Source organism: Agromyces sp. CF514 (assembly GCF_900113185.1).
In the GTDB taxonomy this organism is placed as follows: domain Bacteria; phylum Actinomycetota; class Actinomycetes; order Actinomycetales; family Microbacteriaceae; genus Agromyces.
The window spans coordinates 2457158-2482453 of record NZ_FOZD01000001.1 but is presented as its reverse complement, the minus strand read 5'-3'; the positions used below and the strand labels follow the sequence as shown (position 1 = coordinate 2482453).

Here is a 25296-nt window from a genome sequence, read left to right as displayed (position 1 = left end):
TTCAGCGACGCCGGCGGGAGCGCCGTCTGCGCGAGCCGGGCGTCGCGGTGCGGCGCATGAGATCGAGCAGTCGTTCGGCCGAGGCCGCCCAGGTGTACTTCGCGGCCACGTCGACGGATGCCGCCGATCGCCGCTCCCACTCGTCGCCGCGTTCGAGCGCCCAGAGCGCCGCGACCAGCGACTGCGGCGAGTCGGCGTCGAAGTACATGGCCGCGTCACCACCGATCTCGCGGAAGATCGGGATGTCGCTCACGACCACTGGGGTTCCGAGTCGCATGGCCTCGACGAGCGGGATGCCGAAGCCCTCGGCCCGTGATGCGTGCACGAGCGCGGTCGCGCCGCCCAGCAGTTCGGCGTACTCGGCATCCGTCACGCCGTTGTGGAAGACGAGCCGGGCCTGCGGGGCGAGCCGCGTGAGCCTGGTGCGCTCGTCGCGGCCGATCTTGCTCAGCAGGTGCAGTTCGTGCTCGGGCAGCGCGCCGACCGCCCGAACGAGCGTGTCGACGTTCTTGTAGGGCATGTAGGAGCCCATGTAGACGAGCCGGTGGCCGGTCGGCCTGACGCGCGGCAGGTCGGGCACGGCGAGGTCGTCGGCGGCATTCGGCACGACGGTCACCGGGCGGTCGGTGAGTTCGTGTTCGCGGATGAGCCCCGCGGTCGTCTCGGAGACCGTGACCACGGCGTCGGCGCGGTTGAGCAGCAGGCGCTGCGGCCACCACGCGAGGTGGTAGAGCCGCCAGAGCACGCGCACCGGAAGCGGCAGGTCGCGCGGCGGGGTGGGGTTCTCGTAGTAGATGAGGTCGTGCAGCGTGAGCAGCAGCTTGTAGTCGCGACCCCACGAGCCCATGGTCTGCATGGGCGAGAAGACGATGTCGGGGCGCAACCGTCGCACCTGCAGTGCGACGAGCGGCTCGCGGATGCTCGTCGGCGAGCTCACGAGCTGCCACGGCAGGTCGGGCAGCATCTCGAGCTGTCGGTGGTCGTTCACGAGCATGGTGAGCGGATGCCGCTTGGCGAGCTCCGTGACGATGCCCGCGGTGAAGCGGCTGATGCCGTCGTGTCGCCCGATGCGGGTGTAGCGGCAGTCGACGACGATCTTCACGCGCGAGCCTCGGAGTCGAGATGGTCGGAGCCGAGGAAGTCGAGGATCATCGCGGCGGCCGCCTGCGGCGTCTCGTAGTGGATCAGGTGGCCGACGTCGGGGATCACCTCGAGTCGGGCGTCTGGGAAGAGCGTGACGAGGCGGCGCTGCGCGGCGAGCGGGGTGACGTCGTCGCGTTCGGCCGCGACGAGCAGCGTGGGAACGCGGATGTCGGCGGCGACCTCGCTGACGTCGTGGCTCACCGAGGTCGTGAACCCCTCGAGCACGGAATCGCGAGTGCCGAACGCCGAGAAGTAGGTGTCGTGCTGATCGTGGATCCACCGGCGGAGGGGCTTCGACTTCGTCTTGGCCATGGTGACGCTCATGACGCGCACGATCGCGCCGTTGCGCAGCAGGGCGAAGCCCGGGCGCTCGGGCAGTGCTGCGGCCGCGCGGTAGTAGAGCACCGCGAGCTTCGTCATGACGCCGCGGGGGCCCTCGAGCGCCGGTGCCCCGATGGGGTTGACGAGGATCAGGCGCTCGGGCGCGAGACCGCGGGCGACCGCGGCCGAGGCCACGATCGAGCCGAACGAGTGGCCCAGTAGCGTGTAGGGGCCGTCGATGCCGACGGTGCGGATGAAGGCACCGAGCCAGGCTGCGTACGCGTCGAGGTCGTGCTCGCCGGTCGCGAACGTGTCGGATGCGCCGAAGCCCGGAAGGTCGGGCGAGACGATGCGGAAGCCCGGCAGTTGCGCGACGACGGGCTCGAGGCCGTGGTGGTCGCCGCGGAACCCGTGCACGAGCACGATCACGGGAGCATCGGCGGGGCCGTACTCCCACCAGGACGTGGCAGTGCCTTCGACGTCGAGCCGGTGCTCGCGGACGGGGATGCGCGCGAGTTGCTCGGCGTACGGGGAGGGGATCATGACCTCGACAGTCTACGGCGCCGCTCCCGGGAGCTCGCCGCTGTCCACAGGCGGTCGAGCGCGCCGACCGCGTCGCCGTCCCCCGCGGCTCGGATCACCGGGCGATCGGCGGGACACGCGTCGCGCTCCCCCGTCGATGTCGGTGCGCGACCGTAGCCTTCGAGCATGGATTCCGCGAACGCCGCCAGCTGGGCCGACACCCTCGCCGTCTTCGACCTCGAGACGACGGGCATCGACGTCGACACGTGCCGCATCGTGACCGCGCACGTCGGCGTCATCGGCGCCGACGGTCGCGAGCTCGAGCGCCGCCAGTGGATCGTCGACCCGGGCGTCGAGATCCCGACGGCGGCCACGCTCATCCACGGGGTGTCGACCGAGCGCGCCCGCCTCGAAGGCGCGGCCGCGCCCACGGCCGTCGCCGAGATCATCGCCGCCCTGGCGGATGCCGCGGCTCGCGGCCTGCCCATCGTCGCGTACAACGCCGCCTACGACCTGACGGTGCTCGCCCGCGAGGCCGAGCGGTATGCGCTCGTCGGGCTTCCAGGTCCCGACGCCGTCATCGACCCGCTCGTCATCGACAAGGCCGTCGACAAGTACCGTCGCGGCAAGCGCACGCTCACGGCGACCTGCGAGCACTACGGCGTGCGGCTCGACGATGCGCACGACGCCGGCGCCGATGCCGTCGCGGCGGGCCGGGTCGCCCAGGCGATCGCACGCACCTTCCCAGAGCTGGCGGCGGTCGCCGTCGCCGACCTGCATTCGCGCCAAGTCGACTGGAGCCGCGAGCAGGCCGAGAGCTACCAGGCGTGGCGCCGTCAGAACGGCGAGCCCGAGTTCACGACGTCGGGCGCCTGGCCCGTCCGCTGACGCGCCACCCGCGCGCACCGGGCATGACGAAGGGGCGGTCGACATGAGTCGACCGCCCCTTCGTGCGGCAGGGTTCCTTGCGGAACTTACTTGCCGAAGTTCTTGAAGCGCTGGTTGAACTTCTCGACGCGGCCGGCCGAGTCCATGATGCGCTGCTTGCCCGTGTAGAACGGGTGCGACTCCGACGAGATCTCGACGTCGATGACCGGGTAGGTCTCGCCGTCGAGCTCGATGGTCTTGTCGCTGGAAACCGTCGAACGGGTGAGGAAGGTGGCGCCCGAAGCGAGGTCGCGGAAGACGACGGCGGCGTACTCGGGGTGGATGTCGGTCTTCATGGAGACTTCCTTGCTGATCGGATGGATTTCTACAGAATCCCGCCGGCGACGTGTGCAGCACGGCAGGAAAGCATGAATGGCCCGGGGGCCAGCTATCGATTCTAGCAGAAACGAGAGCGGTTGCCGGTCAGGCGGTGGCGCGCGCCGTGTACCGGCCGTTGGCCTCGCTGAGCTCGATCGGGATGCCGAACGCGTTCGTGAGCGTCTCGCCCGTCAGCGCCTCGGCGAGCGGACCCGCCGCGACGACCTTGCCCTTGGCGAGCAGGAGCGCGTGCGTGAACCCGTTCGGGATCTCCTCGACGTGGTGCGTGACCATGACGATGGCGGGCGAGGCCGACGACGACGCGTAGCCGCCGAGCAGGCCGACGAGCTCCTCGCGGGCACCGAGGTCGAGGCTCGCGGCCGGCTCGTCGAGCAGCAGCAGCTCGGGGTCGGTCATGACCGACCGGGCGATCTGCACGCGCTTCTGCTCACCGTCGGAGAGGCTGCCGAATCGGCGGTCGGCGAAGCCCTCGAGGCCCCACTCGGAGAGCACGCGCTGCGCACGACGGACGTCGATCTCCTCGTACTCCTCGTTCCAGCGGCCGGTGACCGAGTACGCGGCCGTGAGCACCGAGTCGATGACGGTCTCGTTGCGCGGGATCTTGCGGGCCATCGCCGTCGAGGCGAAGCCGATCATCGGGCGGAGCTCGAAGACGTCGGCCTTGCCGAGCTGCTCCTCGAGCACGGACGCCTCGCCGCTGGTCGGGTGCATCGCCGCTGCGGCGATCTGCAGGAGCGTGGTCTTGCCGGCGCCGTTCGGTCCGAGCACGACCCAGCGTTCGTCGGATCCGACGCTCCAGGTCACCGAATCGAGGATGGGATTCCCGTCGCGAACGACCGAGACATCCCGGAACTGCAGCACCGTACTCGCCATGTCGACCATGCTATCGGGCGCTCGGACCCTCGAAGCGCACGTGCCCTCGGCGAAGGCCCGTGCTCAGCGCGCGAGCACCCGGTCGTAGACCTCGCGCGTGCGTGCGGCGATCGCGTCCCACGCGAAGTGCTCCTGAGCACGGATGCGTCCGGCCGCGCCCATCTCGGCGGCGCGCGCGGGATCCGACACGACCGCGATGAGCGCCGCGGCGAGATCGGCGACGTACCGCTCGGGGTCCGTCGGGGTCCCGGTGCCGTCGTCGGCCTGGTCGATCGGCACGAGCACGCCCGTGACGCCGTCGTCGACGACCTCGGGGATGCCGCCGGTCGCCGTGCCGACGACGGGCGCACCGCACGCCATGGCCTCGAGGTTGACGATGCCGAGCGGCTCGTAGATCGACGGGCACACGAACGCGGTCGCGGCGGTGAGCAGCGCGGTGAGCTCGGGCCGGGGCAGGTGGCGGTCGATCCAGACGACGCCGTCGCGTTCGGCGCGGAGCTCTTCGACCAGTCCCCTGACCTCGGCCATGATCTCTTCGGTGTCCGGCGCCCCCGCGCAGAGCACGAGCTGCACCTCGGGCGGCAGCAGTCTCGCCGCGCGCAGCAGGTAGGGCAGGCCCTTCTGCCTCGTGATGCGGCCGACGAAGATGATCGACGGGCGATCGGGGTCGACGCCGAGGCTCCTCGCCAGTCCGGCGTCGGGGTTCGGCTTCCAGTCGTCGAGGTCGATGCCGTTGTAGACGACCTCGACCTTCGCAGGGTCGATCGCCGGATAGGCGCGCAGGATGTCGCGGCGCATGCCCTCGCTCACGGCGATCACCGCGTCGGCGTCTTCGAACGCCGTTCGCTCGACCCACGACGACAGTCGGTAGCCGCCGCCGAGCTGCTCCGCCTTCCAAGGCCGCAGCGGCTCGAGGCTGTGCGCCGTGACGACGTGCGGGATGCCGTGCAGGCGCTTGGCGGTGAAGCCGGCGAAGTTCGCGTACCAGGTGTGCGAGTGCACGAGGTCGGCGCCCTCGGCATCCGCGGCCATGAGGAGGTCGACGCCCATGGTGCCGACGGCCGCGTTGCGCCCCTCGAAGTCTTCGGGGGTCGCGTAGCCGTGCGTGCCGGGCTCGTCGCGGGGACCCCCGAACGCGCGGACGACGACCTCGATGTCGTGCCGCAGCGCGCGCACCAGTTCGGCGACGTGCACCCCCGCGCCACCATAGATCTCGGGCGGGTATTCACGGGTGAGCAGGTCGACGCGCATGCAGCACACGCTAGCGCAGCGGCATCCGACATGCGTCGACTTCCGCGCCCGCGAGGGCCCTGCGCCTGACTACGCTTGGGGCATGGTCACGCGCAAGGTTTTCGGCATCGTTCTGGCAGGCGGCGAGGGCAAGCGCCTCATGCCCCTCACCGAGGACCGGGCGAAGCCCGCGGTGCCGTTCGGCGGGCAGTACCGCCTCATCGACTTCGCGCTGTCCAACCTGTTGAACTCGGGCCTGCGGCAGATCGTCGTGCTCACCCAGTACAAGTCCCACAGCCTCGACCGGCACGTCTCGCAGACCTGGCGCATGAGCGGGCTGCTCAACTCGTACGTGGCCTCCGTGCCCGCCCAGCAGCGCCTCGGCAAGCGGTGGTTCTCGGGCTCGGCCGACGCGATCCTGCAGAGCCTGAACCTGATCTACGACGAGCAGCCCGACATCATCGTCGTGGTCGGCGCCGACCACGTGTACCGCATGGACTTCAGCCAGATGATCGACGCGCACATCGCGTCGGGCGCGGCGGCGACCGTCGCGGCCATCCGGCAGCCGATCTCCCTCGCCGACCAGTTCGGCGTCATCGAGGTCGACCCGAAGAATCCCGAGCACATCCACCGGTTCCTCGAGAAGCCCACCGACCCGGTGGGCCTGCCCGACTCCCCCGGCGAGGTGCTCGCCTCGATGGGCAACTACGTCTTCAACGCCGACGCGCTCATCGACGCGGTGCTCCGCGACGGCGAGCTCACCGACTCGAGCCACGACATGGGCGGCGACATCATCCCGGCGTTCGTCGCGCAGGGCGCGGCCGGCGTCTACGACCTGCAGCGCAACGACGTGCCCGGCTCGAACGATCGCGACCGCTACTACTGGCGCGACGTGGGAACGATCGACTCGTTCTTCGAGGCGCATCAGGACCTGATCTCGGTGATGCCCGTCTTCAACCTGTACAACCGCGAGTGGCCGATCTTCAGCCAGCAGCTCAACTCCCCGCCCGCCAAGTTCACGCGTGACGCCCGCGGCACGCTCGGCACCGTCATCGACTCCATCGTGTCGCTGGGTTCCGTGATCTCGGGGGCGCACGTCGAGCGAAGCGTGCTCGGGCCGTGGGCGGTCGTCGGCTCCGGCGCCCACGTCGCGGACTCGATCCTGTTCGACCGCGCGCGCATCGACGCCGGCGCGACCGTGCAGCGCGCGATCCTCGACAAGGAGGTCGTCGTCGAGGCGGGCGCGCGCATCGGCGTCGACCGCGCCGAAGACCTCGCGCGCGGCTTCATCGTGACCGACAGCGGCATCACGGTCGTCGGCAAGGGCTCCCGGGTTCGGGCGGCCGGCGCGTGAGCGTCGCAGCACCGGGCCGCCGGCTCGGCGGCCCGCTCGTCGTGCTCGACGCCGACTCCACGCTCATCCGCGAAGAGGCGATCGAGCTGCTCGCAGAGGCGGCCGGCAGCCTGCCGCTCGTCGCCGAGGTCACCGAGCGCGCGATGCGAGGAGAGCTCGACTTCGCCGCCAGCCTGCGCGAACGCGTCGCGACGCTCGCGGGCCTGGATGAAGACGACCTCGCGCTCGCACGCACGCGCATGACCCCCACGCCCGGCGTGCAGGAACTCATCGACGGCGTGCACGCCGCGGGCGGCGTCGTCGGCGTGGTCTCCGGAGGCTTCCACGAGCTGCTCGACCCGCTCGCCGAGCGCCTCGGCCTCGACTTCTGCCGTGCGAACCGACTCGAGCGCGACGCCGACGGGCGCCTCACGGGCGAGGTCGACGGGCCGATCATCGACGCCGAGGCCAAGGCCGTCGCGCTCGAGGAGTGGGCGGCCGCGGCATCCGTTCCGCTGAGGTTCACGATCGCGGTCGGCGACGGCGCGAACGACCTGCGCATGCTCGCGAAGGCCGGGCTCGGCGTCGCCTTCTGCGCGAAGCCCGTCGTGCGCGCCCGGGCCGACGTCGCGATCACGACGCCCGACCTCGCCCAGGTGCTCGCACTGCTCGGGCTCCGAGGCTGAAGGCACCGAGGCCCGAGGCGCCGAGGCATCGACCCTGATCGCTCGACTTCGGGGCGAAGACCGGACCCTGGCGACGAAGGCCGCGGCACCGAACGGTGCGCGCGGCCTTCGCGGTCTGCGAGGTGACCCGGCGGTCAGTGCCCCATGCCGAGGCCGCCGTCGACCGGGATGACCGCGCCCGAGATGTAGCCCGCGTCGTCGCCGGCGAGCCACGCGACGACCCGCGCGACCTCGTCGGGCGAGGCGAACCGGCCGAGCGGGATGTTCTTCTTGTACTCGGCCTGCTGGGCCTCGGGCAACTCGTCGGTCATGTCGGTCTCGATGAATCCGGGGGCGACGACGTTCGCCGTGATGTTGCGGGCGCCGAGCTCGCGCGTGAGCGAGCGCGCCATGCCGACGAGCGCGGCCTTCGACGCCGAGTAGTTGACCTGCCCGGGCGACCCGTAGAGGCCGACGACGCTCGAGATGAAGACGACGCGGCCGAAGCGGGCCTTGAGCATGCCCTTCGATGCGCGCTTGACCACGCGGAACGAGCCGGTCAGGTTCGTGTCGATGACGCTGGTGAAGTCCTCTTCGGTCATGCGCAGCAGCAGCGTGTCCCGCGTGATGCCCGCGTTCGCCACGACCACCTCGACCGGGCCGAGCGCGGCCTCGATCTCTCCGAAGGCACGGTCGACGGATGCCGCGTCGGTGACGTCTGCGCGGACCGTGAGCGTTCCCTCGGGGCCCTCGCCCGAGCGGGCGGTCACGGCGACGCGGTGCCCCTGGGCGACGAACTCGCGGGCGATGGCGTAGCCGATGCCGCGGTTTCCGCCGGTGACGAGGACGGTGCGGGGCGTGGTCATGCGGGGACTCCATTCACGTGGGATCTTGGTCTCGAGACGAGCCTGTCTCAGCATAGTGAGGCCCGCATGCCGCGCCGGGTCCGCGACGGCGGCGGCCACCGGCATCCGCTCGTCTCATGAGGCGAGCCGTGCGTCTTCGCCATGCAGCCGCAGGGCGCCCGGCGACGTAGGCTTGACCGAGAGGAGCGCCGCACCGACCTGCGACGACGTTCATGAAGCAGCAATCGATCACGAGTCTGCCGCCCTCCCCCGAGGCGGAGCGGCGTTCGCGCATGATCAAGTACTCGATCGCCATGTCGGTGCGCCTGCTGTGCATCTTCGCGATGCTGTTCGTGCAGGGCTGGTGGCTCGCCGTCTGCGCGGTCGGCGCGATCGTGCTGCCGTACATCGCGGTCGTGATCGCCAACGTCGGCGGTCCCGGTCTGGGTGGCGCGGTCGAGCGCCCCGGCGGCATCGTGCCCGTGTCCGGGCCTGGATCCGCATCGCCGGGCGCCGCGTCGCAGGGATCCCCGTCCCAGGGCGCTCCCGGCCCCGCCACGCCGGAGGGCGCAGCGCCACCCGCAGGAGATCCGACGGACGAATCGACGGGCGGTTCCGAGCGGATGCCCCGGCACGACGACGATCGGCACGCCGCGTGATCGGCGGCATGCAGCCCGACGGCGCGGTGTGCTCGCGCGCGGCGTGCCACGAGGCCGCGACCTGGCGCATCGACTGGCAGAACCCCCGCATCCACACGGGCGAGCGGTGGAAGACCTGGCTCGCGTGCGACGAGCACGTCGAGTACCTGCGCGGCTTCCTCGAGGCGCGCTCGTTCCCGGTCAGGGTCGACGCGTTCACCGGCTCGCTCGACGAGGCGGCGGAGGTCGACTCGTGACCGACTGGTCGTTCCTGCGATCGCGGCGGTGGGCCGGATACCTCGCGCTCGTCGTGGTGTTCGCGATCGTCTGCTGCGCACTCGGCATGTGGCAGTTCGCGCGTCGCGCCGAGGCGCGCGCCGAGATCGCGCGCATCGATGCGAACTACGACGCGCAGGCGATCCCCGTCTCCAACGCATTGCCCGAGCTCGGCGGGTTCGACGTCGACCAGCGCTGGCAGGTCGTCGCGCTGTCGGGCGAGTACCTCGCAGGCGACGAGGTCGTCGTGCGCAACCGCCCCGGGCAGGGCGGCAGCGGCTACGAGGTGCTGACGCCCATGCTCCTCGACGACGGCAGCGTGTTCGTCGTCGATCGCGGGTGGGTCGCGCAGGGTTCCGACGGCCGCCCGAGCGAGTACGCGGCTCCCCCGGCCGGACCGGTCGACGTCGAGGCGCGGTTGAAGGCGGGCGAGGGGCAGATCAACGGACGCACCTCCGCCGGCGACGAGTTCGCGACGATCGACCTCGACGAACTCGCCGGGCGACTCGACGAACCGACCTACACGGGCGCGTACGGACTGCTCGTGCAGTCCGGAGCGGATGCCGCGGAGCCGCCGATCGCCGCGACGCGACCCCTTCGCGACGAAGGCCCGCACCTGTCGTACGCGTTGCAGTGGTTCGTCTTCGCGATCATGGGATTCATCGGCCTCGCCTGGGCGGCGAACCGGGAGCGCAAGGCGATCGCCGAGGCATCCGGAGTGCTGCCCGACCGCCGACGCCCCGTGCAGCGGCAGGTGAACCGCACGCAGCGTCGGGACTCCGACGCCGACCTCGAGGACGGCGTGCTCGACCGGCGCTGATCGCCAAAGCGCTGCGCTGATCGTCGAGCGTCGCGCTCTCAGGCCAGCTCGATGAGCTCCTGGTAGTCGGCGCTCCAGTGGTCCTCGGTGCCGTCGGGCATGATGAGCACGCGCTCGGGGTTCAGCGCCTCGACCGCGCCCGGGTCGTGCGAGACGAGCACGACCGAGCCCTCGTAGTGCGCGAGGGCGTCGAGGATCTCGGCGCGGCTCGCGGGGTCGAGGTTGTTCGTGGGCTCGTCGAGGAGCAGCACGTTCGCGCCTGACACGACGATCATCGCGAGGGCCAGTCGCGTCTTCTCGCCGCCCGAGAGCACGCCTGCCGCCTTGTGCACGTCGTCGCCCGTGAACAGGAACGAGCCGAGCACCTTGCGCGCCTCGGTCTCGGTGAGGTTCGGCGACGAGCTCACCATGTTCTCGAGCACGCTGCGCTTGACGTCGATGGTCTCGTGCTCCTGGGCGTAGTAGCCCACCCGCAGGCCGTGCCCGGCCTCGACCGTGCCCGTGTCGGGCTGGTCGACGCCCGCGAGGATGCGGAGCAGCGTGGTCTTGCCCGCACCGTTGAACCCGATGATGACGACCTTCGAGCCGCGGTCGATCGCGAGGTCGACGGCCGTGAAGATCTCGAGCGAGCCGTAGCTCTTCGACAGGTCGCTCGCCGTGATGGGCGTGCGGCCGCAGGGCGCGGGCGTCGGGAACCGGAGCTTGGCCACCCGGTCGACGGCGCGCACCTCGTCGAGGCCCGCGAGGAGCTTCTCGGCACGGGCGACCATCTGGTGCGCGGCCGCGGCCTTCGAGGCCTTCGCGCCGAAGCGGGCGGCCTGCATCTGCAGCACGCCTGCCTTCTTCTCGGCGTTGGCGCGCTCCTTCTTGCGGCGCTCCTCGTCGGCGGCGCGCTGGCGCTGGTAGTGCTTCCAGCCCATGTTGTAGATGTCGATGACCGAGCGGTTCGCGTCGAGGTAGAAGACGCGGTTGACGACCTCGTCGACGAGCACGACGTCGTGCGAGATGACGATGACGCCGCCCTTGTAGCCCTTCAGGAACTCGCGGAGCCAGACGACCGAGTCGGCGTCGAGGTGGTTCGTCGGCTCGTCGAGGATCATCGTGCCGGCGTCGGAGAAGAGGATGCGCGCGAGCTCGATGCGACGGCGCTGGCCGCCCGAGAGGGTCTTCAGCGGCTGGTCGAGGATGCGGTCGGGCAGGTTCAGGTTCGAGGCGATCGAGGCGGCCTCGGCCTCGGCCGCGTACCCGCCGAGCGCGTTGAAGCGGTCGGTGAGGTTGCCGTACTTCTTCATCGCCTTCTCGGCGGTCGCGGGGTCTTCGCTGCCCATGTCGATCGACGCCTGATGCATGTCGAGCACGATCGACCCGAGGCCGCGCGCGTCGAGGATGCGCGTGCGGGCGAGCATCTCGGGGTCGCCCGAGCGGGGGTCCTGCGGGAGGTAGCCGATCTCGCCGGAGCGGTCGATGCGGCCGTCGGTCGGCAGCGTCTCGCCGGCGAGGGTCTTCGTGAGCGTCGTCTTGCCGGCGCCGTTGCGGCCGACGAGGCCGATCTTGTCGCCGTCGGAGACGCGGAAGTTCACGTGCTCCATCAGGACGCGTGCGCCGACGCGGATCTCGAGATCGTGAACGGCGAGCACAGGGAGCCTCCGGCGGAAGTGGTGGTGGGATCGTGCCGACGTGGCACAGCCGCCCAGTCTATCGTTCGTCGAGGCCCTTCGAGGCCGATGTCGGCGGTGCACGGCAGACTCGCAACATGACGACGGATGCCGCGGCCGACACCTCGACCCGCGCCCTTCGGGCTGCCCGGCTCGCTGCGCAGGGCCTCGGCGACGGCTTCGACGCGCCGGGCGACGCCGTGCAGCGCCTGGTGTGCGTGCAGGCGCAAGACCTGGCCGCGGCGAAGTGGGTGCTGGGGGCGAGGGTGCCGGGCTCGGTCGAGGCGACCATCGACGGGGCCATCGAAGATCGCTCGTTCGTGCGGTCGTGGCCGATGCGGGGCACGCTCCACTTCGTCGCACCCGGCATGCTGCGCCCGATCCTCCGTCTCACGGCGGCTCGACTCATGCAGCGCGCGGCGAAGAGCCATCGCGACGAGGGCATCGATGACGAGGTGCACGCCGCGGCGCGCGCCGTGGCGATCCGCGAGCTCGAGGGCGGCCGGTCGGCGTCGCGCGAGCAGCTGCAAGACGCATGGCAGGCCGCGGGCATTCCGACCGCGGGCCAGCGCGGCTACCACCTGATCTGGCGGCTCGCGGTCGAGGGACTGCTGTGCTGCGGCCCGGTCGAGACGCGCGCGAGGCAGCGGTTCGTGCTGCTCGACGAGTGGTCGCCCGCCGCGCCCGACGAGCCCGAGACGGCCGAAGAGACCCTGGCACTGCTCTTCGCCGGCTACCTGCGCGGCCACGGGCCGGCGACGGTTCGCGATTTCGCGTGGTGGACCGGGCTCACGCTCACCCAGGCGCGAACGGCCGTCGATGCCGCGGGCGATGCCGTCGTCGCCGTCGCCGACGGTCGGTTCGTCGCGGCGGATGCCGCGGATCCGGTGGTGCGCGCGGCATCGAGCCGGCACGTGCTGGCCCCGTTCGACGAGTACTTCCTCGGGTACGGCGATCGCACGGCGTTCTGCTCGCCCGACGACGCGCTCCGGGTCGTGCCGGGCAAGAACGGATTGTTCCTGCCGATCCTCGTGTCCGCCGGTGAGGTCGTCGGCACCTGGCGGCGCTCCCCCGAGCGGCGCGGCGCGACATCCGTCGCCGTGGCGTCGTTCACGGGCGCCGTCGATCTCGACGCGTTCCGTCCGGCGTTCGAGGCCTGGGCCCGATTCTGGTCGACCGACCTCGGCGACCTGTCCGTCGCCGATCGCTGAACCCGACGGCCGCGCGAATCGCTCCCGACCTGTCGGCCATGTACGGCGAAGGGCCGGATGTCGAGGCATCCGGCCCTTCGTCGATCGCTCGCTCGCGGGGAGCCTACTGCTGCAGGGCCGCCTGCAGCTCGAGGGTGATGGTGACCTTGTCGCCGAGCAGCACGCCGCCGGTCTCGAGGGCTGCGTTGTAGGTGAGGCCGAAGTCCTCGCGGTTGACGACGGCCTTGGCCGTCGCGCCGCCCTTGTAGTTGCCGTAGGGGTCGCCGCCGAAGCCGCCGAACTCGAAGTCGAAGGTGACGGGCTTGGTGATGCCGCGGATGGTGAGGTCGCCGTCCACCTTGAAGTCGCCGTCCTCGACGCGCACGCCGGTCGAGACGAAGTCGATGGTCGGGTAGGTCTCGGCCTCGAAGAAGTCGCCGGTGCGGAGGTGGCCGTCGCGGTTCGGCTCGTTCGTGTTGACCGAGGCGACCTCGGCCGAGGCGGTCACGGTCGAGTCGAGGGGGTTCTCGGCGGTCACGAAGGTCGCCTCGAAGCGCTCGAACTTGCCCTTGACCTTGCTGATCATGATGTGACGGATGCTGAAGGCGACCTCGCTGTGGGTGGGGTCGATGATCCAGGTGCCGGTGCGGTAGCCGGGGATCTCGATGCCGGTGGCGGTGTTCGTCATAGTGTGCGTTCTCCGTGTGTTCGATGTCGTTGTGGCGCGCATGCCACATCAATGCGAACGCATGGAAATGCGCGGGTATTCCGGAGTTCAGGAACTTTCTTCGACGAGCGTGCGACGCAGGGTCAGCACGCGCTCGACCGCATCGTCGAGCCGTTCCTGCGGGATGCGGCCGGATTCGACAGCCCCCGCGATCGCGCCGACGAGCCCGTCGACCGAGATGCCGGAGTCGGCCGGGTCCGCCGGCAGCACGTACAGCAGCAGGTCGGAGCCGGAGGCGACGGCGCGTATCGCGTTCTCGTTCGGGTCGGCGTACTCGGGCAGCCCGTTGGCGCCCAGCATGAGCATGTCGTCGGTCACGACCACGCCGTCGAAGCCGAGGTCCTCGCGGAGGATCCGATGCCACTCGGGCGAGAGCGACGCCGGAAGCGGATCGACCGCCGGGTACGCGAGGTGTCCCGTCATCACGAGATCGGCGCCCGTCTCGATGCCCGACCGGAACGGCGCCGCCGGGCCCGTGCTCCACTCGTCGAGCGTGAGCGGAGCGCTCGGCACGCTCGAATGCGAGTCGCCCGGCGCCGCGCCATGCCCCGGAAAGTGCTTGAGCGTGCTGAAGACGGTGCCGCGCTCCCCCACGACCGCCGCCGCGACGCGTTCCGAGGCCGAGGCCGGGTCGGTGCCGAGCACGCGCGACCAGATGAACGAGTCCGGGTCGTCGGTGACATCCGCGACCACGCCGAAGTTCAGGTTGACGCCGGATGCCGCGAGCGTCGCCGCCCTGGTCGCGAACGCGTCGGTCGTGGCGGACGCCGGCTCGGCACGCAGCGCCTCGGCGCCGGGCGCGGCATCCCACGGCAGGCGCTGCACGTCGCCGCCCTCCTCGTCGATCGCGACGAGGGCGGGCAGCTCTGCGTCGACCTGCGTCCCCTCGGTGAGCGCGGCGAGCTCCTCGGGCGTGCCGGGCACGTTGTCGCCCATGAGGATCAGCCCGGAGGCCCCTCGTTCCACGTAGGCCCGCAGCGGCGCCGGATCGAGGCCCGGGGCGTGCAGCATGAGCACGGCGGCGGCCTTCTGCTCGAGGCTCAGCTGCGACATCCGGGAGGCGACGAAGGCCGCGACCGGATCGGTGGGCGCGGGCGTCGGCGACGGAGTCTCTGGCGCGCTGGGCGCGGATGTGCGCTCGACGGCCGGGGCCGCCCCGGAGCATCCGGAGAGGATCGTGATCGCGAGCACGGCCGTGGTGCCGAAGAGGAGCCGGGTGCGCATCCGGGCGAGTCTACGCTGCGTGTCCAGCCGCCGACTGGGGAGACGCTGGGTAGACTCGCCGGGCTCGAAGGGGGTGTTCGTGCGTGTGATCAGGCTGTTGGCCGTCGTGTCGGTCGTCGTCGCTGCCGTCCTCGTGCCGGTCGGCGGAGCGAGCGCCGAGGACTACCCCACCTGGGACGAGGTCGAGGCCGCGAAGGCCGAGGTCGGTGCGAGCGAGGCCGAGACGAAGCGCATCACGGCCTTCGTCGACGAACTCGAGGCCGAGGCGGGTCGCCTGGGCGATGCCGCGGTCGCCGCGGCTGCCGCGTCCGCCCTCGCAGAGCAGGCCAGGGCGGATGCCGCGGCCAGGGCGTCGGCGCTCGCGACGCAGGCCGAGGCGGCCGAAGCCGATGCCGAGGCGGCCTCCACCGCGCTCGGGCGCACCGGCGCCGTGCTCGCGAGGTCCGGAGGGGCGGATGTCGGGCTGAAACTGCTCCTCGACGGCGACGAGACCGGCCGACTCCTCATGGGGCTCTCCCGCGCGGCGCAGCTGGCCTCGGTGATCGGCGGGGTCGCCGCGAGGGCCGAGGCCGCGCAGGCGACGGCGGCATCGGTGCGCGACCAGGCGGATCGGGCGGAGACCGAGCGAACGCGGCTCGCCGCCGAGGCCGTCGTGGCGGCCACGGCCGCAGAGGCGGCGCACGAGGCCGCGCAGGCGCGCGTCGCCGAGCAGCGCTCGGCGCTCGAGACGCTCTACGCCCAGCTCGCGAGCCTGCGCGACCGATCCGTCGAGGTCGAGCGGCAGTTCCGCATCGGCGAGCAGGAGGCGCGCGAGCGCGCGGCCCGGGAGGCCGCTGCCGCCGCAGCAGCCGAGGCCGCAGGCGAATCCTCGGGCTTCACCCCTGCTCCCCCGCCGGGAGTCGAGGTCGACACGGCGGGAGCCCAGGCGTACGCCGCGGCGGCCGTGAGTCGATACGGATGGGACTCCGGGCAGTACCAGTGCCTGTACCTGCTCTGGATGCGGGAGTCGAGCTGGCGCGCCGACGCCTACAACGCCTCGAGCGGCGCGTACGGGATTCCGCAGTCCCTCCCGGGCAGCAAGATGGCCGTCGCCGGCGCCGACTGGCGCACGAACGCGGCGACGCAGATCGAGTGGGGCCTGTCGTACATCGCGTCCCGCTACGGCAGCCCGTGTGCTGCCTGGGCGCACTCCGAAGCCGTGAACTGGTACTGACCTCGCCGCCGAACTGGTAGTGATAGGACATGGACGCCGCCCACGATGACCATGCGGTCTTCCGCGCTCACGGGGCCGAGGCCGTGCTGCTCCTCGGCGGCGCTGCGGCGATCCTGCTGCAATTGGCCGATCCGCGCGTCGCGCGCGGCGTCGCCAGGCACAGCGATTTCGCGACCCGTCCACTCGATCGACTGATCGGCACGCTCGATTACGTCTACGCGGTCGGCTTCGGCGACGACGAGATCGCGGCGGCAGCGGTGCGGCGGGTCAACGCGCGACATGCGCCCGTGCGCGGCGGGGGCGAGCGCCAGCATGGGCGTGCGCGTGGGCGTGACGACGCCGCCGATGCGAATGGGGACGATGCACGAGTCGGCACCGACGGTCCGTCATCGGATGGCGCATACAGCGCGTTCGACGCCGACGCGCAGCGATGGGTCGCCTCGACGCTGCTAGCCGTCGCCCTCGACATCCACGAACGCGTGTACGGTCGGCTGCCGATCACGGAAGCCGATGCCATCGTGCGCGGATACGCGCCGCTCGGGTCCCGGCTGCAGGCCGGCCGCGAAGGATGGCCCGACACCCGCGCGGAGTTCGAGGCGTGGTGGAACGCCCGCCTCGCGACGCTGACGGTCGGCGAGGAGGCTCGCCACGTCGCGCGGACGCTGCTCTCGACATCCGACGCCCTGCCCGGCCTCGCGATCCTGCTGCCGCCCGTGCGGCTCGTCACCGCCGAATTGCTGCCCGCGTCACTGCGGGCCGCCTACGGGTTCCGGTGGACGCCCCGCACCGCACGCGTCGCCCACGCCTGGCTCGCAGGCATCGGCGCGATCTGGCCGTGGCTCCCCCGACCGCTGCGCCACGCCCCGATGCGGATCTCGCTGCACCGGGCCCGGCGCCGGTACGCTGAGGATGAGCACCGAGGACGATGATGACCGAGCATGCGGCACACCATGGCGAGGCGATCGACAGCATCGATCGTCGCATCGTCGCGGAACTCAGCCGCGACGGCCGGCTTTCGGTGCGAACGCTCGCAGAACGCGTCCACATCTCCCGCACCGCCGCGCACAATCGCGTGCAGCACCTCGTCGACCGCGGCGTCATCACAGGGTTCGGCGCCAAGATCGATCGCACGTCGATCGGCCTGCGCATCTCGGCGTTGGTCGTCGTGCGCACGGCACCCGACGCGGACTGGGAAGCCGTCGCGTCGCGCCTCGCCGAACTGCCCTTCGTCGAGAAGGTGCAGGCCGTCTCCGGCGACATCGATCTCATGCTGACGGTCAGCGCACCCGATCACGATCAGCTGAGCCAGGCCATCCTCCGCGACATCCACGTGATGCCCGGGGTCGTCTCGACCCGATCCCACCAGATCCTCGCCGAATTCGACGGGCGGCCCCCGGCGCAGTCGCTGGACATCTGGCGTGCGTGATGCTGCGCTGATCGCGGCGCCCGGCCGCGATCAGCGCGACATCCGCTCGATCAGTCGCTCAGAAGAACTCGTCGGGCGTGCCCGCCGCGCGCTCGACATCGCTCGTGCCGATGCCCGCGCCCTTCAGCTTCGAGACCGCGACGCGCAGGCCGGACTCCATCTGCGCCGCCCAGGCATCGGAGTCGTGGGCGCTGGACTCGGCGGCACGTGCGCGCGCCTCAGCGGTCACTGCGGCATTGCGCGCATCGGCCACCTGCCTGAGCGCGAGCGAGATGCCGTAATAGGCCGCGACCATCGTCGCGATCGGCGCGGCGATGACCGCGAGGGCGCTGATCGCCGCACCCGTGGGGCTGAACGCGATGAGGAGGGCGAAGGCGAGGAACAGCGCCGCGATCGCGGCCAGCACGACGAGCATGAACCGGAGGTCGCGGCTCCAGGAGCGACGTTCGGGGTCTTCGGGCAGCGGGTCGGTCGGGGTGACGGTGTCGGAATCACCCTGTTCGACCGCCTCAGGCGCCGGATCCCCGAGCGGATCCTCCTGGCTGTACACCGGACGAGTGTTCGCGTCGCTCATGTTCCCCCTGCTTCCTGCGTTGTTCGACACCCAATTGTGGGCCGCACCCGGAAGGGGGTCAAGGAACCGCGCCGTGCAGCGGCATCCGCCCGCCCGGCCGATCGGACCGCAGCTCGGACGGCTCCTCGGACGGCCGCGGATCAGCCGTCGGCGTCACCGGACGACGGCCGCGGGCGCAGCGCCGGCGACACCCGGTGCAGCACGTGCGTGACGAGCGGTGCGGCGAAGAGCAGCAGCACCCACAGCATGCCGACCGCCGGCACCAGGTACGCCAGCACGCCCGCGATCACCAGCACGGCGAGCACGGCGACGGTGCGGCCCAGGTCGAATGCCGCATCTTCGTCGATGAGCTCTGGATGCCTCAGCAGTTCGATCTCGATGAGCAGCATCGCCGTCGTGGTCACGAACATCGTGGCGATGTAGACCGCGTCGAAGCTGCCGTTGTCGGTGTCCATCGACGACACCGCATTGGCGGCGAAGGGCAGGAACACGATGCTGGCCAGCCAGAGCATGTTGACCCAGACGAGACGCGCCGAGTAGTCGCGTACTGACTCGAACACGCGATGGTGGATGACCCAGAACCGTCCGATGACGGCGAACGTGACCACGAAGGCGATGAACGCGCCGAAGTTCTCGGCCGCGAACTCGTCGAACCGGGCTCCCTCGAGATCGCCCGCCAGATCGACGAGCGGCAGGATCAGGAGGGTGATCGCGATCGCGACGGTCGCGTCGGAGAAGTTCACCAGGCGGTCGAGGCCGCGTTCGGTTCTCGCGTGCATCACCTGCACGCCGTTCGAGTCGCCGACGTCGAGCGGCGCGGACTTCGCATCATCCGACGATTGTGGCGCAGGAGCACCGTCGAGCGACAGGTGCACCTCGAATTCGAATCGTTCGCCGGAACGGGAAAAGCCCCGGTGAACTCTCGTTCACCGGGGCTTCTCGGTGGATCTGAGGGGACTCGAACCCCTGACCCCCTGCATGCCATGCAGGTGCGCTACCAGCTGCGCCACAGACCCGGATCGGCTCTCACCGACTCGTTCTCGCCGTGTCTCAGGCGATGATTTGAGCTTACACCAGCCTCCCGCCACAAATGAAATTGAGGGATGCTCCGCCGGTGCGGGGCCCGTTCAGCCCGCCAGGAGCGGCGCCACGGGCACGGCCGGGCAGTCGAGCCAGAGTCGCTCGAGGCCGTAGTACAGGCGGTCTTCGGGGTGGAAGACGTGCACCACGAGATCGCCGAAGTCGAGCAGGATCCAGCGGCCGGTGCTGTGGCCCTCGCGGCGCAGCGTCGAGATGCCGGCCTCGCGCAGGGTGTCCTCGATCTCATCGGCGATCGCGACGACGTTGCGTTCGGAGTTGCCGTTCACGAGGAGGAACACGTCCGCGAACGGCAGCGGCCCTGAGACATCGAGCGCGACGAGGTCGTCACCGCCCTTGGAGTCCGCCGCGCGTGCTGCGAGGGCGAGGGCGTCGAGTGCCTGGTCGGATGCGGTCATTCGCTCATTTCCGGTCGTCGTGCGGGGAATCGAAACTCAGAAGAGGCCGGTCAGGGCGCCGACGACGAGCGTCGCCACCACTCCGAGAGCCAGGACGCCCGCGGTCACCGCGAGCACGAGGGGCACGTTCATGCCCTCTTTCGAGGGCGGGGCGACGACGGCCTTCGTCGCGCTCTGCGTGCTGATCGCACGGGTCGCAGCGATCGGTGCGCCGACGCCGGCACCGTCTTCGACCTGGTCGAACAGGCGGTCGACGTCGGAGGAGTCGATCTGGCTCGGGTGCACGCCCGTCGCGCCGTAGCTCCGCGGCAGGTCGATGGAACCCGTGACGATCACCTCGCCGTTGCCGTTGTTCGTGAGCGGGGTCGGAAGCCCGGCGTGGTCGGGCAGCGACGGCAGGATGAGCGCGTTCGTCGTGGTCGGAACGCCTCGACCGACGCCGCCGCGGGAGAGCATCTGATCGAACGGTTGCGCCTGCTCGACCGGTGCGTCGAGCTGCGCGGTCCAGTGACCGACCGGCTTCGGCGCGGCGACGGGCTGCTCGGCCAGTGCGGCGGATTCGGCCTGGTGCGGCGCGGCCTGGCGGTGCGGGGGCTCACCCTGCGTCGGCGCGGCCGGCTGCGTCGGGAACGGGGCCGGCGGGCGCGGGGCGCCCATCGCCGAAGCGCCGGCGATCTCGTGATCGAGGTCGTCGAGGTCATCGCCGTCGATGGGGGCGTCGATGTCGAGCATCGCCCGCAGTTCGCGGCGGGTGAGCGTTCGTTCGGGGGTCGAAGCCTGGCGCGGCGTCGGGGCCTGCTGGGGCGTCGGGGCCTGCTGGGGCGCAAGTTGCTGTTGCGACGGCGCGGGCGCGACCGGAGTGGACCCCTGCGCCGGCTGGGCCGGCGGAACCGGGGCGGCCTGGAAAGGGGGCGCAGGCGGGGCGACCGGAACCTGGGGGCTCTGCGTCGGCACGACCGGCACCGGAGCGAACGCCGAAGGCTGGCCTACGGGCTGCTGGGGGTTCGCGGGGTACGGGGCCGACACTGCGAACCCGGTTGCCGGAGCGGGCGAACCGAACGGGGATCCCTGAGCGGGTGCAGGAGCCGCGGGCGTCGGCGCCGTAGCGCTGTAGACCGGTGCGGGTGCAGGGACGGGAGCAGGCGCGGCCGGGCTCTGCGGCTCAGGAGCGGGGGTCGGCGAAGCAGCCTGCTCCTGCAGGCGTTCGCGCTCGCGCATCTCGCGGCGCGTCAGCTGTGGTTCCTGCGACGACGTCATGCGACACTCCGATAAAGATGGTGCTTGGAGATGTACTGGACGACCCCATCGGGCACCAAGTACCACACCGGGAAACCCCGGCGCACCCTTTCCCGGCAATCGGTCGACGAGATCGCCAGAGCCGGGACTTCGAGCAAGCTTACGTCTTGCTCCGGCAATCCGCGAACGGACAGCACATGTCCCGGCCGACTCACAGCAACGAAGTGGGCGAGATCCCACAACTCCGAGACGTCCTTCCACGAGAGGATCTGCGCGATGGCGTCTGCACCCGTGATGAAGAAGAGGTCTGCGTCGGAGCGTTCGCGACGCAGGTCGCGCAAGGTGTCGATGGTGAAGGTCGGCTTGGCGCGGTCGATGTCGACCCTGCTCACGGTGAACCGCGGATTCGAGGCCGTTGCGATCACCGTCATGAGATAGCGGTGCTCTGCCTGCGTGACGTTCGACTTGTAGCTCGGCTGCCCGGTCGGCACGAACACGACCTCGTCGAGATCGAGCGACTGGGCGACCTCGCTCGCCGCCACGAGGTGACCGTGGTGGATCGGGTCGAACGTGCCGCCCATCACCCCGACACGCGGTCGGCGCCGCTCAGCCTCGGTCACGGTGCGCTGACTCCGCTCAGTGCCCGCCGTGCTCTTCGGCGCCGTGGCGTGCCGCGTAGGCCTCGGCCTTGGCGCGGTGGCGGTTGGCGACGTCGCGGTAGGAGGCGGTCACGAATGCGAGCGCGCCGAAGATGATGAGCGCTACGAGCCCGTAGGCCCACGTCGCCATCGGCAGTTCGACCGCGTGCACCGACTCCGACGTGAGGATGCCGGTCAGTGCCGTGCTCGTGAAGCTCATTCGTGTTCCTTTCGAAGCCTGCTGTGTTGCTCGTGACAGTCTAGCGAGGTCACGCTCGCACGTGCCCGGCGCCGCGCACGATCCACTTGGTGCTCGTGAGCTCCGGAAGCCCCATCGGGCCGCGCGCGTGCAGCTTCTGCGTCGAGATGCCGACCTCGGCTCCGAACCCGAACTCCGCGCCGTCGGTGAACCTGGTCGACGCGTTGACCATGACGGCCGCGGAGTCGACCTCGTTGAGGAACCGCTCGGCGTTCGAGAGGTCGTTCGTCACGATGGATTCGGTGTGCTTCGTCGAGAAACGACGGATGTGCTCGAGCGCATCGTCGAGCGAGTCGACGACCGCGACGGAGATGTCGAGGCTCATGTGCTCGGTGGCGAAGTCCTCGTCGGTGACCGGAAGCACGTCGGGGCGGATCGCGCGCACCCGTTCGTCGGCGTGGATCGTCACGCCGGCGTCCGTGAGCCGGTCGAGCACCGCCGGAAGCAGGCGCTGCGCGGCATCCTGATGGACGAGCACGGTTTCGAGCGCGTTGCACACGCTCGGGCGCTGCACCTTCGCGTTGTGCACGAGCTCGACGGCCCATTGCTCGGGGGCCGAGGCATCGAGGAACATGTGCACGACACCCGCGCCCGTCTCGATGACGGGTACGCGCGCCTCGTCGACGACGGCGCGGATGAGGCCGGCACTCCCCCGCGGGATCAGGACGTCGACGTAGTCGCGGGCCTGCATGAGGTGTCGCGCGCCGGCTCGACCGAAGTCGTCGACGGTCTGCACGGCCTCGGCGGGAAGCCCGACGGCGTCGAGCGCCTCGCGGAGCACGTCGACGAGCACCCGGTTGGTCTGCTCTGCCGCGGTGCCTCCGCGCAGGACCACGGCGTTGCCGCTCTTCAGCGCGAGCACGGCGATGTCGATCGTGACGTTCGGCCGAGCCTCGTAGATGGCGCCGACCACGCCGAGCGGCACCCGGATCTGGTCGATGCGCACGCCGCTCGGGAGCGTGCGGCCGGACAGCGTCTCGCCGATCGGATCGGTCAGGCCGATGACGTCGAGCACCGCGTCGGCCAGGGCGTCGATGCGGCGCGCGTCGAGCGCGAGGCGATCGAGCAGCCCCTCGCCGAGACCCGCCGCACGACCTGCCTCGAGGTCGAGCCCGTTCGCCTCGATGACCTCAGCGGCACGCGCCCGCAGATCCGACGCGATGCGCTCGAGCGCCGCGTCCTTCTCGGCGGTCGTCGCGCGCGCGAGGCGGTAGGACGCCTCTTTCGCCGCGGCGAGCCGGGCGTCGATCACGGACGTGTCGAGGTCGGGCTGCTCCATGGCATCAGCCTAGGCGAGCGGTACCGCTTCGTCGGCCGTGTGACGTTCGGGGGCCGACTCGAACCAGGTGCCGACGTGCTCGCCGCCGAGGGCCTGCGCGACCAGCGGCGTCGCCGTGATGAGCACGGCCGCGCCGGAGCTCGCAGCGATGCGCGCCGCGGACACCTTCGTCTCGGCTCCCCCGGTGCCCACGCCTGCGCGTCCGACCGATCCGATCTCGATTCCGGCCAGCTCGTCGCCGAAGGGCACGTGCTCGATGCGCTCGGCACCGTCGAGGTGGGGCGGCTTCGTATAGAGCGCGTCGACGTCGGAGAGCAGCACGAGCAGGTCGGCGCCGATGAGCTCGGCGACCAGGGCCGCGAGCCGGTCGTTGTCGCCGAACCGGATCTCGTGGGTCGCGACGGTGTCGTTCTCGTTGACGATCGGCAGGATCCTCAGCGCGAGCAGACGATCCATGGCCCGCTGCGCGTTCGAGCGCGGCGTCGCGTTCTCGAGGTCGCCGGCGGTCAGCAGCACCTGTCCGGCGAGCACGCCGTATCGGTCGAGACTCGTCTGGTAGCGCCACATGAGCACGTTCTGCCCGACGGCCGCCGCTGCCTGCTGGGTTGCGAGGTCGGTCGGGCGCCCGTCGAGGCTGAGGAACGGGATCGCGGTCGCGATCGCTCCGGACGAGACGAGCACGACCTCGGTGCCGCGCGCGTGCGCGGCTGCGAGCGCGTCGACGAGCGGACCGATCTGCTCGGCGTTCTCACCGCTGATCGACGAGGAGCCGACCTTCACGACGATGCGCTGCGCCGACGGGATGTCGGCGCGGGTGCGCAGCGTCACCGGTCGTCCTCCGCCTCCGCCGAGGTGGACGACGACGGCGCGGGGGCGTCGACGGGCTCGTCGTCGGCCCAGAGGCCGGCCTCGCGCTCGCGATCGAGCTCGGCCCGTGCCTCGGCCTTGGCATCCATGCGGTCGTGGTAGTCGCTGCGACGCTCGGCGCGCGTCGCGCGTCGGTTCTCGTCGAGGCGCAGGTCGGTGCCGCGGGGTGCGGTGATGAGCTCGGCGGTGGAGGTGAGCGTGGGCTCCCAGTCGAACACGACGCCCTGGCCCGGCCCGATGACGACCGTGGATCCGGCGACGGCGCCCGCGCGCACGAGTGCGTCTTCGACACCGAGTCGTGCGAGGCGGTCGGCGAGGAAGCCGACGGCCTCGTCGTTGGCGAAGTCGGTCTGCTGCACCCAGCGTTCGGGCTTGCCGCCGACCACCCGGTAGATGGTGCCGTAGCTGCCGCCCTCGGCCTTGACGACGTAGTCGACCTCGTTGACGGCCTTCGGGCGCATCACGATGCGCGGGGCCTCGACCACGGATGCCGCAGCCTTGCGCTCCTCTTCGACGAGCGCGCCGAGCGCGAACCCGAGCTGGCGGAGGCCTTCGTGGCTCACCGTCGAGATCTCGAACACCGTGAAGCCGCGCGCCTCGAACTCGGGCTTGACCATCTCGGCGAGGTCGCGCGCCTCGGGCACGTCGACCTTGTTGAGCGCCACGAGCTGCGGGCGCTCGAGGAGCGGGGTCTGCCCTTCGGGCACCGGGTAGGCGGCGAGTTCGCCGAGGATGACGTCGAGGTCGCTGATCGGGTCGCGGCCCGGCTCGAGCGTGGCGCAGTCGATGACGTGCAGCAGCGCGGAGCAGCGTTCGACGTGGCGCAGGAACTCGAGTCCGAGTCCCTTGCCGTCGCTCGCTCCCTCGATGAGGCCGGGCACGTCGGCGACGGTGAAGCGGTGATCGCCGGCCTCGACCACGCCGAGGTTCGGGTGCAGCGTCGTGAACGGGTAGTCGGCGATCTTCGGCCGAGCGGCGGACATGGCGGCGATCAGGCTGGACTTGCCGGCCGACGGGTAGCCGACGAGTGCGACATCCGCGATGGACTTGAGCTCGAGCCGGATCTCCGTCTCGGTGCCGAGCGTGCCGAGCAGCGCGAAGCCCGGGGCCTTGCGCTTCGTCGACGAGAGGGCCGCGTTGCCGAGACCGCCCTGTCCGCCTGCGGCCGCGACGAAGCGCGTTCCGGGCTCGGTCAGGTCGGCGAGCTCGACGCCGTCGGCGTCCTTCACGACGGTGCCGACCGGGACGGGCAGTTCGAGGGGCTCGCCGAGCGCGCCCGAGCGGTTGTCGCCCATGCCGGGCTGACCGTTGCCGCTCGACCGGTGGGGCCGCCCGTGGTAGGCCAGCAGCGTGGTGACCTGGGGGTCTGCCACGAGCACGATGTCGCCGCCGTTGCCGCCGTTGCCGCCGTCGGGCCCCGCGAGGGGCTTGAACTTCTCTCGGCGGACCGAGACGCATCCGTTGCCACCGTGTCCGGCGCGCAGGAACAGCGTCACCTCATCGACGAAGCTGACCATCGACGTGCCTTTCTGTTCTCGAAACACGTGAGGGCGAGCCGAAGCCCGCCCTCACGAAGAAAC

28 protein-coding genes and 1 tRNA gene are annotated in these 25296 nt (G+C 70.9%); 10 read left to right on the top strand and 19 right to left on the bottom strand.

The window, feature by feature from the left end:
* Position 1 precedes the first annotated feature (1 nt).
* Complete coding sequence (locus tag BM342_RS11095) at positions 2–1102, bottom strand: glycosyltransferase family 4 protein (RefSeq protein WP_092965674.1); 1101 nt, start codon at positions 1100–1102, stop codon at positions 2–4.
* On the bottom strand, positions 1099–2007 hold the full coding sequence (locus BM342_RS11090; RefSeq protein WP_092965673.1) for an alpha/beta fold hydrolase: 909 nt from the start codon (positions 2005–2007) through the stop codon (positions 1099–1101). Before BM342_RS11090 ends, BM342_RS11095 begins: the two co-directional genes overlap by 4 nt.
* 165 nt (positions 2008–2172) lie before the next feature.
* On the opposite strand from BM342_RS11090, the gene BM342_RS11085 reads away from it, so the two are divergent.
* Positions 2173–2874: an exonuclease domain-containing protein gene (locus BM342_RS11085; protein WP_092965672.1), complete on the top strand. Its 702-nt coding sequence runs from the start codon at positions 2173–2175 to the stop codon at positions 2872–2874.
* An 86-nt stretch (positions 2875–2960) separates the two neighbouring features.
* On the opposite strand, the gene BM342_RS11080 is transcribed toward BM342_RS11085, so the two are convergent.
* The 3 genes from BM342_RS11080 to glgA form a co-directional block, all read right to left on the bottom strand.
* Positions 2961–3209, bottom strand: a complete 249-nt coding sequence (locus BM342_RS11080; RefSeq protein ID WP_055857778.1) for a type B 50S ribosomal protein L31 — start codon at positions 3207–3209, stop codon at positions 2961–2963.
* A 127-nt stretch (positions 3210–3336) separates the two neighbouring features.
* Positions 3337–4125: an ABC transporter ATP-binding protein gene (locus BM342_RS11075; RefSeq protein ID WP_092966813.1), complete on the bottom strand. Its 789-nt coding sequence runs from the start codon at positions 4123–4125 to the stop codon at positions 3337–3339.
* Positions 4126–4188: 63 nt separating this feature from the next.
* Entirely contained in the window at positions 4189–5376 is a 1188-nt protein-coding gene (gene glgA, locus BM342_RS11070; RefSeq protein ID WP_092965671.1) for a glycogen synthase, read from the bottom strand.
* Between the two features lie 82 nt (positions 5377–5458).
* On the opposite strand from glgA, the gene BM342_RS11065 reads away from it, so the two are divergent.
* Positions 5459–6709, top strand: a complete 1251-nt coding sequence (locus tag BM342_RS11065) for a glucose-1-phosphate adenylyltransferase (RefSeq protein ID WP_092965670.1) — start codon at positions 5459–5461, stop codon at positions 6707–6709.
* Positions 6706–7374 (top strand): phosphoserine phosphatase SerB, encoded by a 669-nt coding sequence (gene serB / locus BM342_RS11060; protein WP_255368685.1) that lies wholly within the window; start codon positions 6706–6708, stop codon positions 7372–7374. Before BM342_RS11065 ends, serB begins: the two co-directional genes overlap by 4 nt.
* A gap of 134 nt (positions 7375–7508) precedes the next feature.
* On the opposite strand, the gene BM342_RS11055 is transcribed toward serB, so the two are convergent.
* Positions 7509–8219 carry a beta-ketoacyl-ACP reductase gene (locus BM342_RS11055; protein ID WP_092965668.1) on the bottom strand — a complete coding sequence of 237 codons (711 nt, stop codon included), beginning with the start codon at positions 8217–8219 and terminating at the stop codon, positions 7509–7511.
* Between the two features lie 212 nt (positions 8220–8431).
* Between BM342_RS11055 and BM342_RS11050 the strand changes: the two genes are divergently transcribed.
* Genes BM342_RS11050 through BM342_RS11040 form a run of 3 tightly spaced genes read left to right on the top strand, consistent with a single transcriptional unit; the run spans position 8432 to position 9932 of the window.
* Complete coding sequence (locus BM342_RS11050; RefSeq protein WP_092965666.1) at positions 8432–8857, top strand: DUF3099 domain-containing protein; 426 nt, start codon at positions 8432–8434, stop codon at positions 8855–8857.
* Complete coding sequence (locus BM342_RS11045; RefSeq protein ID WP_369823133.1) at positions 8854–9093, top strand: hypothetical protein; 240 nt, start codon at positions 8854–8856, stop codon at positions 9091–9093. The genes BM342_RS11050 and BM342_RS11045 overlap by 4 nt, the downstream gene beginning before the upstream one ends.
* On the top strand, positions 9090–9932 hold the full coding sequence (locus tag BM342_RS11040; RefSeq protein ID WP_092965664.1) for an SURF1 family cytochrome oxidase biogenesis protein: 843 nt from the start codon (positions 9090–9092) through the stop codon (positions 9930–9932). The genes BM342_RS11045 and BM342_RS11040 overlap by 4 nt, the downstream gene beginning before the upstream one ends.
* A gap of 38 nt (positions 9933–9970) precedes the next feature.
* Here the strand turns inward: BM342_RS11040 and BM342_RS11035 are convergent, their stop codons facing one another.
* Positions 9971–11569 carry an ABC-F family ATP-binding cassette domain-containing protein gene (locus BM342_RS11035; RefSeq protein WP_092965662.1) on the bottom strand — a complete coding sequence of 533 codons (1599 nt, stop codon included), beginning with the start codon at positions 11567–11569 and terminating at the stop codon, positions 9971–9973.
* Positions 11570–11685: 116 nt separating this feature from the next.
* On the opposite strand from BM342_RS11035, the gene BM342_RS11030 reads away from it, so the two are divergent.
* Positions 11686–12798, top strand: a complete 1113-nt coding sequence (locus BM342_RS11030; protein WP_092965660.1) for a winged helix DNA-binding domain-containing protein — start codon at positions 11686–11688, stop codon at positions 12796–12798.
* A 103-nt stretch (positions 12799–12901) separates the two neighbouring features.
* Here BM342_RS11030 and BM342_RS11025 read toward each other — a convergent pair whose 3' ends face one another.
* Entirely contained in the window at positions 12902–13465 is a 564-nt protein-coding gene (locus BM342_RS11025) for a YceI family protein (protein ID WP_092965658.1), read from the bottom strand.
* A gap of 87 nt (positions 13466–13552) precedes the next feature.
* The gene (locus tag BM342_RS11020) at positions 13553–14728 is read right to left on the bottom strand and encodes a glycoside hydrolase family 3 N-terminal domain-containing protein (protein ID WP_092965656.1); all 1176 of its coding nucleotides are present in this window, start codon (positions 14726–14728) and stop codon (positions 13553–13555) included.
* A 79-nt stretch (positions 14729–14807) separates the two neighbouring features.
* On the opposite strand from BM342_RS11020, the gene BM342_RS11015 reads away from it, so the two are divergent.
* The 3 genes from BM342_RS11015 to BM342_RS11005 are packed head-to-tail and all read left to right on the top strand — an operon-like array spanning position 14808 to position 17367.
* Positions 14808–15941, top strand: a complete 1134-nt coding sequence (locus BM342_RS11015) for an aggregation-promoting factor C-terminal-like domain-containing protein (protein WP_143109841.1) — start codon at positions 14808–14810, stop codon at positions 15939–15941.
* Between the two features lie 29 nt (positions 15942–15970).
* Complete coding sequence (locus BM342_RS11010) at positions 15971–16870, top strand: oxygenase MpaB family protein (RefSeq protein WP_092965652.1); 900 nt, start codon at positions 15971–15973, stop codon at positions 16868–16870.
* Positions 16870–17367, top strand: a complete 498-nt coding sequence (locus BM342_RS11005) for an Lrp/AsnC family transcriptional regulator (protein ID WP_092965650.1) — start codon at positions 16870–16872, stop codon at positions 17365–17367. Before BM342_RS11010 ends, BM342_RS11005 begins: the two co-directional genes overlap by 1 nt.
* Before the next feature lie 58 nt (positions 17368–17425).
* Here the strand turns inward: BM342_RS11005 and BM342_RS11000 are convergent, their stop codons facing one another.
* The 10 genes from BM342_RS11000 to obgE form a co-directional block, all read right to left on the bottom strand.
* Entirely contained in the window at positions 17426–17941 is a 516-nt protein-coding gene (locus tag BM342_RS11000) for a hypothetical protein (protein ID WP_092965648.1), read from the bottom strand.
* Positions 17942–18081: 140 nt separating this feature from the next.
* Positions 18082–18720: a TMEM175 family protein gene (locus BM342_RS10995; protein ID WP_255368684.1), complete on the bottom strand. Its 639-nt coding sequence runs from the start codon at positions 18718–18720 to the stop codon at positions 18082–18084.
* A 164-nt stretch (positions 18721–18884) separates the two neighbouring features.
* Positions 18885–18957 (bottom strand) — tRNA-Ala (locus BM342_RS10990).
* 111 nt (positions 18958–19068) lie between these two features.
* Complete coding sequence (rsfS, locus tag BM342_RS10985; RefSeq protein WP_092965646.1) at positions 19069–19437, bottom strand: ribosome silencing factor; 369 nt, start codon at positions 19435–19437, stop codon at positions 19069–19071.
* A gap of 36 nt (positions 19438–19473) precedes the next feature.
* Entirely contained in the window at positions 19474–20694 is a 1221-nt protein-coding gene (locus BM342_RS19565; RefSeq protein WP_143109840.1) for a hypothetical protein, read from the bottom strand.
* Positions 20691–21293: a nicotinate-nucleotide adenylyltransferase gene (gene nadD / locus BM342_RS10975; RefSeq protein WP_092965642.1), complete on the bottom strand. Its 603-nt coding sequence runs from the start codon at positions 21291–21293 to the stop codon at positions 20691–20693. Before nadD ends, BM342_RS19565 begins: the two co-directional genes overlap by 4 nt.
* Before the next feature lie 16 nt (positions 21294–21309).
* Complete coding sequence (locus tag BM342_RS10970; protein ID WP_092965640.1) at positions 21310–21531, bottom strand: hypothetical protein; 222 nt, start codon at positions 21529–21531, stop codon at positions 21310–21312.
* A 49-nt stretch (positions 21532–21580) separates the two neighbouring features.
* Positions 21581–22849, bottom strand: coding sequence for a glutamate-5-semialdehyde dehydrogenase (locus tag BM342_RS10965; protein WP_092965638.1), 1269 nt, complete (start codon positions 22847–22849; stop codon positions 21581–21583).
* 9 nt (positions 22850–22858) lie between these two features.
* Complete coding sequence (proB, locus tag BM342_RS10960) at positions 22859–23677, bottom strand: glutamate 5-kinase (RefSeq protein WP_092965636.1); 819 nt, start codon at positions 23675–23677, stop codon at positions 22859–22861.
* A complete protein-coding gene (gene obgE / locus BM342_RS10955; protein ID WP_092965634.1) occupies positions 23674–25233 on the bottom strand; it encodes a GTPase ObgE in 1560 nt (519 codons plus the stop codon). Before obgE ends, proB begins: the two co-directional genes overlap by 4 nt.
* Positions 25234–25296: the final 63 nt, after the last annotated feature.